Raw genomic sequence first — 16,940 nt, forward strand, 5'->3', positions numbered from 1 at the left:
TCTCATGCGGCACTCTATATGATTCGACACAAAAAAGAAAAAGCCTCCTAAGATGAACCATCTTAGAAGACTTTACGTGTTCTATTTTGCTAAGGTTTCAGTTTTCTTGATTTTTGAATCCATCCGTTTCCGGTCCCGCTTCAAAATCGGCGCCAGGTACTTACCTGTATAGGATGCCTCGTTTTCAGCAATTTCCTCAGGTGTCCCCGTGCCGACAATCATACCGCCTTTGTCTCCGCCTTCAGGTCCAAGGTCGATGATATGGTCGACCGTCTTGATGACATCGAGGTTGTGCTCGATCACCAGAACCGAATCCCCGTTATCGACGAGACGTTGGAGCACTGTTAACAGGCGCGAAATATCATGGACATGAAGCCCTGTCGTCGGCTCATCTAAAATATAAAGCGTCTTCCCAGTCGAACGCTTATGCAGCTGGGATGCCAGCTTCACACGCTGCGCTTCCCCTCCGGAAATCGTCGTTGAGGACTGACCAAGCCTGATGTAGCCGAGACCGACATCCATCATCGTCTGCACCTTCCGTTTGATCTTAGGGATGTTTGCGAAAAACTCGACAGCTTCCTCAACCGTCATGTCAAGAATGTCTGCAATATTCTTCCCTTTGTATTTCACTTCGAGCGTTTCCCGGTTATAACGCTTCCCGTGGCACACCTCACACGGTACATACACATCCGGAAGGAAATGCATTTCGATTTTGATGATTCCGTCGCCGCGGCATGCTTCACAACGACCTCCTTTGACGTTGAACGAGAACCTGCCTTTTTTGTATCCTCTCACCTTCGCTTCATTTGTCTGTGCGAATACGTCACGGATATCATCAAAAACCCCGATGTATGTCGCTGGGTTCGAGCGTGGCGTACGTCCGATTGGTGACTGGTCGATATCGATGACTTTATCGATATGATCAAGCCCATCGATCTTCTTGTGTTCACCCGGCTTCTGTTTTGCACGATGGAGCTTTTGCGCTAAGGATTTATAAAGGATCTCATTGATCAGCGTACTTTTACCGGATCCAGACACACCTGTCACACCAGTGAATACGCCCAGAGGAATATCTACGTTCACCTTCTGCAGATTGTTTTCGGTTGCCTCTTTGATCGTCAGCTTCCGCCCGTTCGACTTCCTTCTCTTCTTTGGAAGAGGAATGAATTTTTTACCAGACAAGTAGTTACCAGTCAATGAACTCGCATCATCCATGATTTCCTGTGGCGAGCCTTGAGCGGTGATCTTTCCGCCATGCGCCCCTGCGCCAGGTCCGATATCGATGATGTAATCGGCTGCAAGCATCGTATCCTCATCATGCTCGACGACAATCAACGTATTCCCAAGAGCACGCATCTCTTCAAGCGTATTGATCAACCTGTCGTTATCACGTTGATGCAACCCGATCGACGGTTCATCCAGGATATATAGGACACCCGTCAAACGAGAACCAACCTGAGTTGCGAGACGGATCCGCTGTGCTTCCCCACCTGATAAGGTTCCGGCAGAACGGCTCAGCGTCAGGTAATCGAGGCCAACATTGACAAGGAACCCTAACCGGTCATTGATTTCGCGTAAAATCAAGCGCCCGATCTGTTCTTCTTTTTTCGTCAGTTCAAGTTCACGGAAAAACTTATCCGCATCCTTTACTGACATATCGGTGATGTTTCCGATGTGGCGATCCCGGATCTGGACCGCACGTGCCTCCGGCTTCAACCGGTGACCATCACAGCTTGGACAAGGTTTTTGCGCCATATAGCCTTCCATCTGTTCCCGGATATAATCGGAACTTGTTTCATGATAACGGCGCTTAATGTTGTTCACGACACCTTCGAAGAGAATCTTGTTTTCTCTCACCTGGCCGAAATCATTTTCATAGCGGAAATAGATTTTATCCCTGCCGCTGCCGTACAAGACTTTGTCCAGTTGCGCCTTGTTTAGTTTCTTAACCGGCACATCCATATCGATACCGTAATGGTCACATATACTCTTTAAAAGCTGCGGGTAGTATTGGGAGCTCTGAGGTTCCCATGGTGCGATCGCGTTGTCCCGCAATGTCCGGTCCCAATCTGGAATGATCAGGTCAAGATCGACTTCAAGTTTCGTACCCAGACCATCACATGAGGAGCAAGCCCCAAATGGACTGTTGAACGAGAAAAGCCGGGGTTCTAATTCGCCGATTGAAAAACCGCAGTATGGACACGCATGATGCTGACTGAACAACAGCTCTTCCTCACCAATGACCTCGACGATCACCTTACCATCTGCGATGTTCAGAGCCGTTTCAAGTGAATCTGCCAGACGTGTTTCCACCCCGTCTTTGACGACGATCCGGTCAACGACGATTTCAATCGAATGCTTCTTGTTCTTTTCAAGCTTGATTTCTTCACTTACGTCAGTAATCTCGCCATCTACCCGGACACGTACGTAACCTTCCTTTTTGATGTCCTCAAGGACCTTCACGTGCTCCCCTTTACGTCCTGATACGACTGGAGCAAGGATTTGCAGCTTCGTCCGTTCTGGATATTCGATGATCCGGTCGACCATCTGCTGAATCGTTTGTGAAGTGATCGGCACGTCGTGATTTGGACAGATCGGTACTCCGATCCGCGCAAACAAAAGTCGTAAGTAGTCATAGATTTCCGTCACAGTCCCCACCGTCGAACGCGGGTTTTTACTCGTCGTCTTCTGATCAATCGAAATCGCTGGTGAAAGCCCCTCGATCGAATCGACATCCGGCTTGTCCATCTGTCCTAAAAATTGGCGCGCATACGCAGAAAGTGACTCTACGTAACGGCGCTGACCTTCTGCATAAATCGTATCGAAAGCTAAGGAGGACTTACCTGAACCGGATAAGCCAGTCATCACGACTAGCTTATTTCTTGGAATCGTGACGTCGATCCCTTTCAGGTTATGTTCCCTCGCTCCTTTTATCGTTATATGTTCATTTGCCATTGGAGTCATCCTTCCGCTTTAAGCTCTAATACCATGTCACGAAGCTCTGCTGCACGCTCGAAATCGAGATCTTTTGCAGCTTGCTTCATTTCTTTTTCCATCCGCTCGACCACTTTCTCACGTTCCTTCTTATCCATCTTCCGAACAGCTTTCGCTTGTCCAGCTGACGCTTCATCCTCAGAAGAGACAGTCGCACGGATCAAGTTTGGAATCGCCTTTTGGATCGTCTGCGGTGTTATACCGTGTTCCTCATTATAGGCAATCTGCTTCGTACGACGACGGTCTGTCTCATCGATCGCAATCCGCATCGAGTTTGTAATTTTATCCGCATACATGATGACGTGTCCATTCGAATTACGAGCCGCACGTCCAATCGTCTGGATCAAGGAACGTTCGGCTCTCAAGAAGCCTTCCTTATCCGCATCCAGAATCGCAACGAGCGATACTTCAGGAATATCAAGTCCTTCACGAAGCAGGTTGATCCCGACAAGAACATCGAATACACCTCTTCGAAGATCCCGGATGATTTCGATCCGCTCAAGCGTCTTGATTTCAGAGTGCAGATAGCGGACTTTCACGCCGTTTTCATGTAAGTAATCGGTCAGGTCTTCTGACATCTTCTTCGTCAATGTCGTGACGAGCACACGCTCTTTCTTTTTCACCCTTTCCTGGATCTGATCCATCAAGTCATCGATCTGCCCTTCGATCGGTTTTACCCCAATTGTAGGATCAAGAAGACCTGTTGGACGGATGATCTGTTCGACCATTTCTGGCGAGTGCTCAAGTTCATATGGTCCAGGTGTCGCGGATACATAGACAGCCTGACTTACTTTCTTTTCGAACTCCTCGAACATGAGCGGCCGGTTGTCTTTCGCTGACGGCAGACGGAAACCATGCTCGACAAGGACTTGTTTCCTCGCCTGATCCCCGTTATACATGCCACGGACCTGTGGAAGCGATACATGCGACTCATCGACCATCAAGAGAAAATCCTTCGGGAAGTAATCCATCAACGTATAAGGCGTTGAACCCGCTGGTCTCAACGTCAGATGACGCGAGTAGTTCTCGATCCCTGAACAGAAACCCATTTCCTGCATCATTTCGATATCATAGCGCGTTCGCTGTTCAATCCGCTGCGCTTCTAGAAGCTTGTCTTGTTCCTTCAGCTCTTTGAGTCGTTCCTCAAGTTCAACCTGGATCCGTTCGATCGCGACCTTCATCTTCTCTTCACGGGTTACGAAGTGGGAAGCCGGGAAAATCGCAACATGACTGCGTTCCCCAAGAATCTCACCTGTGAGCGCATCCACCTCGGTGATCCGATCGATCTCATCCCCAAAAAATTCCACCCGGATACAGTGTTCATCACGTGATGCCGGGAAAATCTCGACAACATCTCCGCGGACACGGAACGTACCACGTGTGAAGTTCATATCATTCCGCGCGTATTGGATATCGACAAGGTCACGAAGCAATTGATCGCGATCCTTTTCCATATCTGTTCGCAACGAAACGACGAGTTCCCGATATTCTTCAGGATTACCCAAACCATATATGCACGATACGCTGGCGACGATGATGACATCATTCCGTTCAAATAGAGCGGATGTCGCTGAGTGGCGCAGCTTATCGATTTCATCATTGATGCTCGCATCTTTTTCTATGAAAGTATCGGATTGAGGTATGTACGCCTCAGGTTGATAATAGTCGTAGTAGCTGACGAAATACTCAACCGCATTATTCGGGAAGAGTTCCTTGAATTCACTGTACAGCTGACCAGCCAGCGTCTTGTTGTGGGCAATTACAAGCGTGGGTTTATTGACCTGCTGGATGACATTCGACATCGTAAATGTCTTCCCGGTACCTGTAGCTCCGAGCAAAGTCTGATGTCTTTTACCAGCGTTGATGCCTTCGACCAATTTCTTGACCGCGTTGGGCTGATCCCCTTCAGGCTGGTATTTCGACACTAATTCGAACTGCTTCTCACTCATGCGACGAACCCCTCCGTTTCTTAAATCTCACTATCAAACATTATAGCACAGGATTAGGAAAAAATAACAAGAAAAACGAACTTACATTCGCCTTTTTTGTCACTGGTAATTTTTTCTCATCTATTTTCATAAATAATGAAACAGTAGACATGCTTTTCCCGTCTATACATTTAAGGAAACTTGAATTCTTGTTTTGATGTTTTGGAGGTTAACACGATGAAAAGATGGTTCTATGGAGCTATATCGATTGTCTGCATGTTTCTTTTTGCATATCTTGTCATCATCCCGAACCTGCCAGGCAACGCCAGCAGTATCCCTGATCAATCCGGGAACGGCGCCATGCCTGAAGAAGATCTATGGGAGCAATCGATCACTGGATATATTGTTGATAAAGAAAATGAACGCATTCTTGTTTTAGAAGGAATTGAAAAAGAAGAACTCGAGGGCTTCGACCCGAAAAATATCCATGAGTACCCGAGCAGCGGTGCTTACTGGTTCAAGGTTGATTCTGTCGATACTTATAAAATTGGGCAAAAGGTCGAGGTCTGGCCCAAAGGCGCAATCGCTGAATCGTACCCTGCTCAAGGAACGGCTGGAAAAATCAATATTTTAGAAGATACAGATTAAAAGGAACTCGGGACCGGGATGGCGAATTGAACTGATAGACTATGAAAAATGCAGGTGATAGGAATGTCGAAATATTCAATTGAAGAGTTTGTCAGACAAACATCCCAGGAGGATAAAGGCGAAGGGCTGTTCGAGCTTGAAACGCCGCGGATTCTTGAAATCAACTTGGACGGAAACGTCTGGGCGAAGATGGGGGCGATGGTTACTTACCATGGGAACATCAAATTTGTCCGTGAAGGGATCCTCGAACACGGCATCGGTAAAATGTTCAAAAAAGCGTTGACCGGTGAAGGTGCAGCCCTTATGAAGGCAAACGGATCAGGGAAGCTCTACCTTGCAGATCAAGGTAAGAAAATCACGATACTCCAGCTACAGAACGATTCGATCTATGTGAACGGGAATGACCTGCTCGCATTCGAACCGACCATTGACTGGGACATAAAATTGATGAAGCGGATCACCGGAATGATGGCTGGCGGACTATTCAACGTCCATTGTCAGGGAACTGGGATGATTGCGATCACCTCCCACTATGAACCATTGACAATTCAGGTAACGCCGGGCCGTCCAGTGTTCACAGATCCGAATGCGACCGTCGCCTGGTCAGGCTCGCTCTCGCCAGACTTCCAGACTGATGTATCTTTAAAAACCTTCTTCGGAAGAGGAAGCGGAGAATCCATCCAGATGCGGTTCGAAGGCAGCGGATTAGTTGTCGTACAACCCTACGAAGAAATCTATATGCAGCAAAGTCAATCCTGAACAGAAAAACGGCCTAGTGCCGTTTTTTTTCATTGCTTTAAAGAAAGTATAAATACTTTCTTCAATATGCAACCAAGCTCAGCCTGCGCTAAGGCTTGGATTTGCCAAGTTTACTTTATTGAAATAAATTTAGCGGACATGAGAGACCTTATTATGGTGAAAAACAGTGTTGCTTTTGTGTTATTTTTAAAAAATCACCTTGTGCAAGTTGATTGGAGAGCAAGGTGCGAGACTCCTGCGGGATCAGCGGGACAGGTGAGACCATTCAATGTCGCAAGGCGACGAGTGGGCTCACCGCACGCCCCGCGGAAAGCGAGCATCCTGGAGCGGAAATCAACGACTTTCAAGAGCAACAAAGTTTGCGATACAGCCTTACATTTTTAACGGACACCAGAGACGTTATTTACCGGATTTTATTTGAAATCAACTGAATTTGTCACAGATAAAGTCTCTCCTGTCCTCTAATTTTTAGAAACCCCGCTTTTTTACATAAATAGCGTCCTGTATGTCCGTTATTTTCATATTCCTCAAATGAGGTGGAACTCTTAAGTGGTATACTGTAACATAGACAGAGTGGAAATTGTTTTATTAAGAAGGAGAACTTATGGAATTACTATATATCATACTTGGTTTTACGATTGGCATCTTGTCAGGTTATTTCGGAATTGGCGGCGGCTTCATCTTGACCCCTGTCCTGATGTTGATCGGTTATGCCCCGGTTGTCGCGATCACAACCAGTCTCTTATACGCGATCGGCTCTTCGATCTCAGGCGTCTGGGCACACTTTAAAATGAATAACGTCATTTGGAAGACCGCTCTATTACTTGGGATGAGCGGTGTCGCTGCGACCCAATTCGCCAAGCCTTTCGTACTCTGGTTGGACAAGAACGGATACGACGTAACAGTCATTCCGATCCTATACGCAGTGATCATCGGTTATTTTGCGTATTCACTTTTGAAGAAGACAAACAAGGCAAAAGCGGTCAAAATAGAGAAACCTGGTCTCATCATGACTTTGATCATCGGTTTCATCGGCGGATTGATGTCGGCAACCTTAGGAGTAGGCGGCGGATTTGTCATGGTACCGCTTATGATCTCCATCATGAAATTCGAATCAAGGAAAGCAGTCGGCACAAGTCTTGTCAGCGTCTTGATGATCGTCACCGCAGGGTTCATCTCATATGCGGTCACAATTGAAATCGACTATATACTCGGATTAATATTGGTTGCTGGAGCATTATTCGGTAGCCAGGTCGGAGCAAAACTGACTTCGTTTTACTCGAACGATCAGATCAAGAAATACTTCGGGCTTCTCTACATCACGACACTCGTCAGCATCCTGTTCGAACTGTTCAATCTCGATATCGCCGGAATTTCCGTATTAGGACTCTATATGATCGTCCTGCTCGGAAAGTTCACCAAAGACTTGATGCAACGAAGACATAAAGAATCGGTATCGTGAGAAAAGCTGGTCCCAAAGGATCAGCTTTTTTAACGTTCCTAATAGTTTTCCTAACTCATACAAAAAGACTGCCAACTCGGCAGCCTCCTTGTAAATTTTTTGTATCGTTCATCGATAATTGTTGTGCCTCGGTTGAAACAAATCTTCCTCCGTATTCCTTACATCTGAAAAATTTTCTACATTGTAATGACCATCAAGGATTACGTTATGATGGTTTATTATTTGTTCTGCAGATAAGACATCCGAATCGGTTGTTGAATGCCCATCCTGTACCAATGTCACATCAAAATCGTTGACAGTCGCCATTCGAACAGCTGTGTCGATACAGTGTTCCGTTTTACATCCCATTATGACTAGGTGTCCAACTTTCTTTTCCTTCAAATAACTCAGTAGTGGTGTTCCATGAAAGGAATTAGTTGCAGCCTTATCAAAGATTTCCGTATCAGTTGGAACATTGATTTTATCATGGATTTGAAAACCAGTTCCTTTACCTTCAGCGACATCAAGGTCTCTCACAAAAACGATCAACGAATCGGACTCTTTTGCTTTGTTGATCACAATATTGATATTCGCTAACAATTCTTCCTTTTTAAAAACACTGTCCTCTTTTTCATTACCATCAATCAGTTCTTGTTGCGCATCAATTACCAGCAAAGCTTGCTTCAATCACAGCACTCCTTTTTAATTAAAATCCAGCACTATTCCTACTATATAAACGTTCATTTTTAATCATCATCATAAAAACCGCCCCCTTTAAAATCTCCTTTACCTATTTCGCTATCAAAACTCCATCCCCTGCTAACAACATAAAAGTCTTCCGCTCAAAAAGAAAAAACTCATTCTAAAAATGAGTTTTTCCATCTACCTTTATAAGTCGAACAGGTTCGGAATCCACAACACCGCGTCTTCCCAAAAGGTAATCACGAATAAAATCAGAATCCCCATCACGAGGAACGGCATGGTCGATTTTACTAATCGCTCGAATTTCACTTCAGCAATCGAGGATACGATGAATAGCCCAGTGCCTACCGGCGGTGTCAACAAGCCGATCGTCAGGTTGATACAGATGATCACCCCGAAATGGATCGGATCGATTTGAAACGCGGTCAAGAGCGGCATGAAAACCGGCACCAGTATGATCAATGCTGCAATTCCATCCAGCACTGCCCCCAACAATAACAGGAAAAGATTGACGAGGAGCAAGAACACGATTGGGCTATCAGACAATGAGAGCATCGAATTCAATAGCAGCTGCGGGATCTGCTCGAATGCGATCATCCAGCCGAAGATGTTCGCCATCGCAATCAAGAACGTAACTGTCGCAGTACTGATCACCGTGTTCAAAAGGATTTTCGGTAGCTTTTTCACCTTCAGCTCCTTGTAGAAAAATGCCCCGACAAGGTAGGCAATCAAGCAAGCGACCGCAGCTGATTCTGTTGCCGTGAACGCCCCGCTCAATATCCCGAAAATGATGATGAACGGAACGAGCAATGCAGGCAGAACGTTCAACGTATTTTTTAAAATATCTGCACCGGACGCTCTTTCGTGCTTTGGAAAATTGTATTTAAAGCCAAGGAACGCAATAAGTGAGATGAACCCAATTCCATATAAAATTCCTGGGATGATGCCGGCCATGAACAATCCACCGATCGACGTCCCCGACAAGGTACCGTAGATGATGAAGATCATACTCGGCGGAATGATCGGCGCTACGATTGAAGAAGCCAAGGTTAAGGCAGAAGAAAACTCCTTCTTATACCCCTCTCGCTCCATTTCCGGAACCATGACCTTGCTCATCATTGCAGCCTGGGCGTTTGCAGAACCGAGTATTGACGCCAAAAACATGTTCGCGACGACGGTTACGTAAGCGAGGCCGCCTCTGACATGTCCGAACAGCACTTTTGCAAACCGAACGAGACGCGAGGTAATTCCACCGCCGTTCATCAGCTCACCTGCGAACATGAACAACGGAATTGCCAGCAAACCGAAATTATCGAGCCCGGAAAAAAGCCGCATCGGGGTGGATTCCAGAAGCATCGTGTTCCCAACCGTGAAAAAGTAAAGGATCGTTGTCATACCAAGGACCAGTGAAATCGGAATCCCCATGAAAAGAAACAGGAAAAACATCAGGATAACAAGAACCGTCATTGCGCAACATCCTCTCTTATCTCCTCAAGCATGTTAGCAATCAGATGGATGGCCGCGAACGTCAGTCCCAGGGGTACAGCCAAATAAGGGATCCACATCGGCAGTAAAAGCGACGTTGATTTTTGAAACGCGACACTCGGTGAAAGAATCCATTGATAACTGTAAAAAAGGATGAGCCCTAAAAAGATGAGCATGAACACGTGCCCGATCACGAGGACTACTTTTTTCACCTTAGGAGGCAAATACTCAAGCACAATCGAAACAGCGGCCTGGGACCGATACTTCAGCCCCAGACTGCCGCCAATGAAACTTACCCAGATCAATAGAAAGATAGAGACTTCACCAGCCCATGATAATGGTGAATTGAATAGATATCTGAATGCGACAGCCAGCGTGACGATCACTGCCATCGAAAACATCAGAACAATGGATATATATTTTTCAATCGTCGAGATGCCATTGCTCAAAGCTTTCATGTGTGAAACCCCCTTTAGATTAATCAGTCACGGAAGGTGTCGATGAATTCTTGAATGAGAGGGTCTTGATTTCCGTACTTTTCATCAAATTGTTGTTTATACGGATCAAAGAGCGCCGGATCGATTTCATATATATCCATGCCTTCATCTTTAAGGGTCTGTTTGAACTCTTCTTCCTGATCCGCTCTTGTCATCGCAGAATATTCAGCAGCTGCAGCAATCGCTTCACGGATGATTTTCTGGTCCGCTTCAGGCATTCCTTCTAACGTCTTCTTGTTTACGATAGCAACCGCAGGCCAGACCATGTGATTCGATACGAGGCCATAGTCGACGACTTCATAGTATTTGTTTGTGATTGTTGCATCGAGGTCCATGTCCATTCCATCGATGACACCCGTTTGCGCCGCAGAATAAACTTCAGGAAGAGGAAGACCTTCGGTTGAAGCCCCAGTTGACGTATAGAAATCCTGCATCGGAGGACTTGGTGTCACTCGAAGCTTGAGACCCTTCATGTCCTCAGGCTTTTCTACCTTTTTGTCTTTGAACAACATAACGCGTTGTCCCGCAAAGAAATAATCCAGTCCGACCATTCCTTGCTCATCTAATGTCCCGAGGATTTTCTTGGCGACTTCACTTTCACGTGCATCATTCGCTTCGTGCAGATCTTCAAACGCATACGGAGTGAACCATGCTGCAAACGATGGAGAGCGCGAACTCATATAAGCAGCTGTAATGAATCCGAAATCAACCGACCCTGCAGAGATTTGTTCGACCATATCCGCTTCCGTCCCTAACTGACTGGATGGATAGATTTCAAGTTGCATCCTGCCATCAGACCGCTTGTCCAATTCTTCCGCGAACTTTTCAGCAGCTTTGTGCCACATGTGACTTGGCGGTGTAATGTGTGCCAGCTTGAACTGGTACGTTTCGTCGGATTCTCCGCTAGCCGAGTTTGCAGTCCCGTCGCTCCCCTTATTACATGCAGCTGTGAAAATCAGCAATACCGCCATTGCAAAAAACGAGATACCTTTCATAAACTTCCTCATTGATACCCCTCCATTTTTAAAAGTCAAAAGCCATTACCAACACAACTTATGTATATCTAAGGAGCAGTCATCTGTTTTTGAGCCTTTCATCCGCTTTCGATATACCGCCGGCAGCCCAGTTTTCATCCGGGATTTCGTAAAGGAGAACCCGGATGCGGTCATGATCCGCCCCGGTGCTGCGGTGGATCGCATCTGTCACTTCTTTTATCAGCGAACGTTTCTGTTCCTTGGTGCGCCCTTCAATGATGTGTATTTGTGCGATCGGCATGTACCTTTCCTCCTCCACCTCATCCTTCGACACGCAGATTCAATGACCCGAGCTGATCGTAACGTACTTCGATATGGTCGCCATCACTGACATCAACCGCTTCTGTAAAACCTCCCACAAGGATGACCTGACCAGGTTTGATCGTCTGGCCTTCGCGGCTGAGCATTTTCGCTAGCATCGCGACAGACCTAACTGGATGCCCGAGTACCGCTGCACCCGTTCCCGAGTGGAGCAATTCGCCATTCCGGAACATCGCGACCCCCATTTCATCCCAGGCTGTGTGATACGGTGAAAAAGCCTGGTCACCAAGAATGAACTTCGTCGACGATGCGTTATCCGCAATCACATCCACTAGCGTGAACGAAAAGTTCTTATAGCGGCTGTCGATCACTTCGATTGCTGGAAAGATGCATTCCGTCGCCATCCATACATCTCTCGGAGTAACGTCTTCGCCGCTTAATTCTTTTTTCAAAACGAACGCAATTTCCGGTTCAACACGGGGGTGGATCAAGTTTTCAAGAGGCAGCACCGGATCGGCTAACTCCATCGATTGCGTCAATCGACCATAAATCGGTTCATCCACACCGACTGAAACCTGCTTCGCCTTGCTTGTAAGCCCCATTTTCCAGCCGACCATCTGATCCCCGCGCTCTTCCTTGTAATCGATGCACATTTTTTGGATTTCATACGCCTCTTCTACAGTCAGAGATGGGTTGTCGATCGTCACCTTATCCATATCCTGACCAGTCGTCTGATGAGACTCGATTTTTTCAGCCAGATGTTTCAAATCTACTTGTTTCACTTCCATTTGAATCTCCTCCTTATAAGACAGGTGCTCGTTTCTTCGCTAGTTCACTCGCTACATCAATGATCATATCCTCTTGCCCGCCAACAACACGGCGATTCCCGAGTTCGATGAGGATATCACGCGCATCGATTCCGAACTTTTCTGCAGCCCGGTTCGCATGTAAAAGGAAACTCGAATAGACACCTGCATAGCCTAGGACGAGGCTGCCTTTCGTAATTTCCTGTGGTTGCGGTAAAATCGGAGCCACTGTATCTTCTGCTAGGTCCATCATTTTATATAAATGGATCCCGGTTTCAATTCCAAGTCGATTGAGCACAGCCGCGAGCACTTCCGTCTGCGTGTTTCCAGCGCCTGCCCCAAGACATCGGACACTGCCGTCGATCCAGGTTGCGCCTTCTTCAATCGCGACGATCGAATTCGCCATCGCTAAGGAAAGATTGTTGTGCCCATGGAACCCGATGTTGATGGATAATCGGTCCTTCAACGCACGAATCCGCTCCTTGACCTGGTGTGGAAGCAACGCCCCTGCTGAATCGACGACATACACCGTGTCCGCACCATAGCTTTCCATCAGTTGTGCTTGCTCGACGAGTTTTTCGACCGGAACCATATGCGCCATCATCAGAAACCCTACAGTCTCCAACCCGAGCTCTTTTGCAAGCTTGATATGCTGGCGTGATACATCCGCTTCGGTCACATGTGTCGCAACCCGTACCATTCGCGCACCTAAGTTCGCCGCTTCTTTCAGTTCAGTGACGGTTCCAATCCCTGGTAAAAGAAGAACTCCGATTTTCGCCTGATTGCAAACAGAGACAGCCGCTTCGATCAACTCCATCTCATTCGTTGCAGATCGGCCGTATTGCAGCGAGGAACCTCCAATGCCATCCCCGTGTGAAACCTCGATATACGGAACATTCGCCTCGTCAAGCTTTCTGGCGACTGCTGTCACTTGATCAACCGTAAACTGATGGCCGATCGCATGACTTCCATCCCTCAAAGCCACTTCCACTATCGTTACATCCCGTTTTGTCATCGCACTTCTCCTTTCCTACGCATTCTGGACGAGCCGATTCTTCGCCAACTCTTCCGCTACCTTGACCGCAGATGCCGTCATGATATCGAGGTTGCCAGAGTAGTTTGGAAGATAATCACCCGCTCCTTCCACCTCAAGGAAAACCGTCACTTGATTGCCGTCAAAAATCGGCTCTGTCCGGACCTTATAACCAGGAACATACGCTTGTACGGTTTTGACCATGTCCATGATTGATGATGTGATTTTCTCTTGTTCACACTGACCTTCCTTGACGAGGCAATAGACCGTGTTCCGCATAAGAATTGGTGGTTCGGCAGGGTTGAGGATGATAATCGCTTTTCCTTTGTCCGCGCCACCGATTTCCTCAATCCCCTTCGCCGTCGTATACGTAAATTCATCGATATTCGCTCTCGTTCCAGGTCCCGCACTTTTACTGGCGATCGTTGCGACAATCTCCGCATACTCCACATCAGCCACTTTGTTGACAGCGTGGACAATCGGAATCGTAGCTTGGCCGCCGCACGTGATCATGTTCACATCAGGTTCATCAAGATGAGCACCTAGATTCACCGGTGGTACGACGAAAGGTCCGATAGCCGCAGGCGTCAAGTCGAGAACCTGCTTACCGGCTGATTTTAAAAGTTCCGAATGCCGCTGGTGATCCTTAGCGGAAGTCGCATCGAAAAGGATATCCGCAAGCTCCGGCTTTTCCATGAATCCATCGATGCCGTTGTCGATGACTTCATAGCCGAACTCCCGTGCCATCCTCATCCCGTCTGAATTCGCATCGATTCCGATCATCGTCGTCATTTCAAGCGTCTTTGACCGGCGAAGCTTCAACATAAGATCCGTACCGATGTTCCCCGAGCCGATAATTCCTACTTTAATCTTGGACATCTCATCACTTCCTTTCATTAGATCACTCTTGCTTCAATCCTTGAACCGGACTATCACTTCACCCAATGCGTCGAAGGTTGCCCGGAATGTATCTCCTTGCTTTGCATCAACAGCCGCTGAAAGAGCACCTGACAAAATGACCTCCCCGGCTTTGAGCGAAACCCCGTAATCTGAAAGCTTGTTCGCAAGCCAGGCCACGCAATTTGCCGGATTTTCAAGAGCTGCTGACCCTGTTCCCGAATTGACATGTTCCTCATTTTTGTAAAGGTCCATTTTTATCGCTGGCAGATCGACAGCACGGATCGGCACCTTATTTTCGCCTAATACATACAGTCCGGATGACGCATTATCCGCAATCGTATCTGGAAGCTTGATCTTCCAATCCGCAACACGGCTGTCGACAATCTCAAGAGCCGGCACAACATAAGCCGTCGCTTCATACACATCATCAGCCGTCACGCTTGGACCGTGAAGATCCTTTCTTAAAACAAAGGCGATTTCCGCTTCTACTTTCGGCTGAAGAACCTTGTCAGCTGGAATCTCGCCGCTATTATCGATAACCATATCATCAAGCAGATGGCCGTAATCCGGTTCACCAACCCCAAGAAGATCCTGCATCGCTTTTGACGTCAAACCAATCTTTTTCCCGACGATCCTTTGCCCGGATTCGGTTTTTCGTTTAATAGTGGAAAGCTGGACTTGATAGGCTTCATCTATACTCAAATCAGGGTAAACCTCAGTGAGCGGTTGGACCCCTTTGCGAATTTGTACTGCCGTCACTAAATGCTCGGATAGCTCCTTCACTCTCTCTGTCATCAAATATGCCTCCTGGTTTTTCATATCATAGTTTGATCGTTATGTTGGATAATTCACTATAAAAATCAAAGCTGTGCATGCCGCCTTCACGGCCGATTCCACTCTGCTTCATGCCGCCGAACGGTGTACGCAGATCGCGCAGATACCACGTATTCACCCAGATGATCCCGACCTCGATCTGATGCGCGACACGGTGGGCACGACGCAGGTCATTCGTCCAGATCGTCGTCCCCAATCCATAGTGGGTATCATTTGCCTGCTCGATGACTTCCTCTTCTGTATCGAAAGGCAAAACGGTCACGACTGGCCCGAAAATCTCCTCCTTCACGCACCGGGCATGAGGGCCGAGACCTGATATGATCGTCGGTAAAATGTAAAAGCCTTTGTCGACGCCTTCCGGCCGGGTTCCTCCTGTCAGGATCTTCCCGCCTTCTTCTTTCGCAAGTTCGATATAACCATTCACACGGGTGTAGTGCTCCTTACTGATGACAGCACCAACCTTCGTCCCTTCTTCAAACGGATCACCGACTTGAAGCTTGTTCGTTTCAGCGACGAATTTTTCGAGGAATTCGTCATACACCGGACGCTCCACATAGATCCGAGAACCGCAGAGACAGACTTCCCCCTGATTCATAAAACTCGACTTCAGGGTCGTTTCGATCACTTCATCAAGGTCAGAATCCGCAAAAATGATGTTCGGGTTTTTCCCACCGAGCTCATAGGATAATTTTTTCAAAGTAGGAGCCGCCGCTTTCATAATCGCAGACCCCGTCTTGGTTTCACCGGTGAACGTGACCGCATCGACATCGGGGTGCTCCGTAATCGCAGAACCAGCAGAATCTGGTCCAAATCCGTGAACAAGATTGATGACGCCGTCTGGTACGCCTGCTTCCTTACAGATTTCCGCAAGGACTGTTGCTGACATCGGTGTCCATTCCGCTGGTTTCATGACCGCTGTGTTCCCAGCAGCAAGACAAGGTGCCAGCTTCCACGTCAACAACAGCAATGGTAGATTCCAAGGGTTGATCATGCCGACGACTCCCACCGGCCTCCGGATCGAATAATGAAGGGCAGCCTGGTCCTGTTGATAGGCTTCCGTTCCCATTGACGTCAGGTAATCCGCGAAAAAGTGGAAATTATACGCTGCTCGAGGGATATCGATTTCAAGCGCCATTTGATACGGTTTTCCGGTATCCATCGATTCGAGGGTTGCCAATTCTTCGACTCTATCAAGAATCAGGTCGCCGATCTTACGCAGGATGCTGGAACGCTCGCGGGCGGACAGGTCTTTCCATGGACCTTTCAGCGCTTTTCTCGCAGCAGCAACAGCGAGATCGACCTCTTCCTTCCCGCCTTCCGCCACCTGCCCCATCACTTCTTCAGTTGCAGGATTGATATTGTCAAAGGTTTTCAGATTGATAGAGTCCGCATATTGACCGTCGATAAAATGACGGCAGTTGATCGGTTGGATTTTTTGCAGGATTTTCTCTTTTACTTGCACTTCCTCAACCTCCTATCGTATGTCATTCTTTGTAATGCTGAGCGTTTTCCGGCTGTTTTAGGGTGGAATCCGGCCGATTTTGAGTGGAATCCGGCGGGTTCAGACCGATCCACCACTTTTAAAAGGAAATGGTGACGCGACGGCCACCATTCTCAA

The 16,940-nt window shown here is 47.4% G+C and carries 15 protein-coding genes; 3 read left to right on the plus strand and 12 right to left on the minus strand.

The annotated features are described in order from the left end of the window. Positions 1-81: 81 nt before the first annotated feature. Positions 82-2,955, minus strand: coding sequence for an excinuclease ABC subunit UvrA (uvrA, locus tag ACTWQL_RS03055; RefSeq protein WP_443140943.1), 2,874 nt, complete (start codon positions 2,953-2,955; stop codon positions 82-84). Between the two features lie 5 nt (positions 2,956-2,960). Beyond that, positions 2,961-4,943, minus strand: a complete 1,983-nt coding sequence (gene uvrB, locus ACTWQL_RS03060; protein WP_443140944.1) for an excinuclease ABC subunit UvrB — start codon at positions 4,941-4,943, stop codon at positions 2,961-2,963. A 216-nt stretch (positions 4,944-5,159) separates the two neighbouring features. On the opposite strand from uvrB, the gene ACTWQL_RS03065 reads away from it, so the two are divergent. The 3 genes from ACTWQL_RS03065 to ACTWQL_RS03075 all read left to right on the plus strand — a co-directional run bounded on the left by ACTWQL_RS03065 (position 5,160) and on the right by ACTWQL_RS03075 (position 7,791). Next, a complete protein-coding gene (locus ACTWQL_RS03065) occupies positions 5,160-5,570 on the plus strand; it encodes a YobA family protein (RefSeq protein ID WP_443140945.1) in 411 nt (136 codons plus the stop codon). Positions 5,571-5,633: 63 nt separating this feature from the next. Further along, positions 5,634-6,329 carry an AIM24 family protein gene (locus ACTWQL_RS03070; protein ID WP_443140946.1) on the plus strand — a complete coding sequence of 232 codons (696 nt, stop codon included), beginning with the start codon at positions 5,634-5,636 and terminating at the stop codon, positions 6,327-6,329. 604 nt (positions 6,330-6,933) lie between these two features. Continuing rightward, on the plus strand, positions 6,934-7,791 hold the full coding sequence (locus ACTWQL_RS03075) for a sulfite exporter TauE/SafE family protein (RefSeq protein ID WP_443140947.1): 858 nt from the start codon (positions 6,934-6,936) through the stop codon (positions 7,789-7,791). Positions 7,792-7,899: 108 nt separating this feature from the next. Here the strand turns inward: ACTWQL_RS03075 and ACTWQL_RS03080 are convergent, their stop codons facing one another. From ACTWQL_RS03080 to ACTWQL_RS03125, 10 genes are all read right to left on the minus strand, one after another. Next, positions 7,900-8,457 carry a cysteine hydrolase family protein gene (locus ACTWQL_RS03080; RefSeq protein WP_443140948.1) on the minus strand — a complete coding sequence of 186 codons (558 nt, stop codon included), beginning with the start codon at positions 8,455-8,457 and terminating at the stop codon, positions 7,900-7,902. Positions 8,458-8,658: 201 nt separating this feature from the next. Continuing rightward, the gene (locus tag ACTWQL_RS03085; protein ID WP_443140949.1) at positions 8,659-9,939 is read right to left on the minus strand and encodes a TRAP transporter large permease; all 1,281 of its coding nucleotides are present in this window, start codon (positions 9,937-9,939) and stop codon (positions 8,659-8,661) included. Beyond that, the gene (locus ACTWQL_RS03090) at positions 9,936-10,415 is read right to left on the minus strand and encodes a TRAP transporter small permease (RefSeq protein WP_443140950.1); all 480 of its coding nucleotides are present in this window, start codon (positions 10,413-10,415) and stop codon (positions 9,936-9,938) included. Before ACTWQL_RS03090 ends, ACTWQL_RS03085 begins: the two co-directional genes overlap by 4 nt. A 23-nt stretch (positions 10,416-10,438) precedes the next feature. Further along, positions 10,439-11,461 (minus strand): TRAP transporter substrate-binding protein, encoded by a 1,023-nt coding sequence (locus ACTWQL_RS03095; protein WP_443140951.1) that lies wholly within the window; start codon positions 11,459-11,461, stop codon positions 10,439-10,441. Between the two features lie 67 nt (positions 11,462-11,528). Beyond that, complete coding sequence (locus tag ACTWQL_RS03100; protein ID WP_443140952.1) at positions 11,529-11,729, minus strand: 2-hydroxymuconate tautomerase; 201 nt, start codon at positions 11,727-11,729, stop codon at positions 11,529-11,531. A gap of 19 nt (positions 11,730-11,748) precedes the next feature. Further along, a complete protein-coding gene (locus ACTWQL_RS03105) occupies positions 11,749-12,537 on the minus strand; it encodes a 2-keto-4-pentenoate hydratase (protein ID WP_443140953.1) in 789 nt (262 codons plus the stop codon). Between the two features lie 13 nt (positions 12,538-12,550). After that, positions 12,551-13,570 (minus strand): 4-hydroxy-2-oxovalerate aldolase, encoded by a 1,020-nt coding sequence (gene dmpG, locus ACTWQL_RS03110; RefSeq protein WP_443140954.1) that lies wholly within the window; start codon positions 13,568-13,570, stop codon positions 12,551-12,553. 15 nt (positions 13,571-13,585) lie between these two features. Next, complete coding sequence (locus tag ACTWQL_RS03115; protein ID WP_443140955.1) at positions 13,586-14,467, minus strand: acetaldehyde dehydrogenase (acetylating); 882 nt, start codon at positions 14,465-14,467, stop codon at positions 13,586-13,588. Positions 14,468-14,500: 33 nt separating this feature from the next. Continuing rightward, positions 14,501-15,283 (minus strand): 2-keto-4-pentenoate hydratase, encoded by a 783-nt coding sequence (locus ACTWQL_RS03120; protein ID WP_443140956.1) that lies wholly within the window; start codon positions 15,281-15,283, stop codon positions 14,501-14,503. A gap of 25 nt (positions 15,284-15,308) precedes the next feature. Continuing rightward, positions 15,309-16,784: an aldehyde dehydrogenase gene (locus ACTWQL_RS03125; protein ID WP_443140957.1), complete on the minus strand. Its 1,476-nt coding sequence runs from the start codon at positions 16,782-16,784 to the stop codon at positions 15,309-15,311. Between the last annotated feature and the right edge of the window lie 156 nt (positions 16,785-16,940).

Source organism: Pseudalkalibacillus sp. R45, assembly GCF_052246725.1.
Lineage (GTDB): Bacteria > Bacillota > Bacilli > Bacillales > Fictibacillaceae > Pseudalkalibacillus.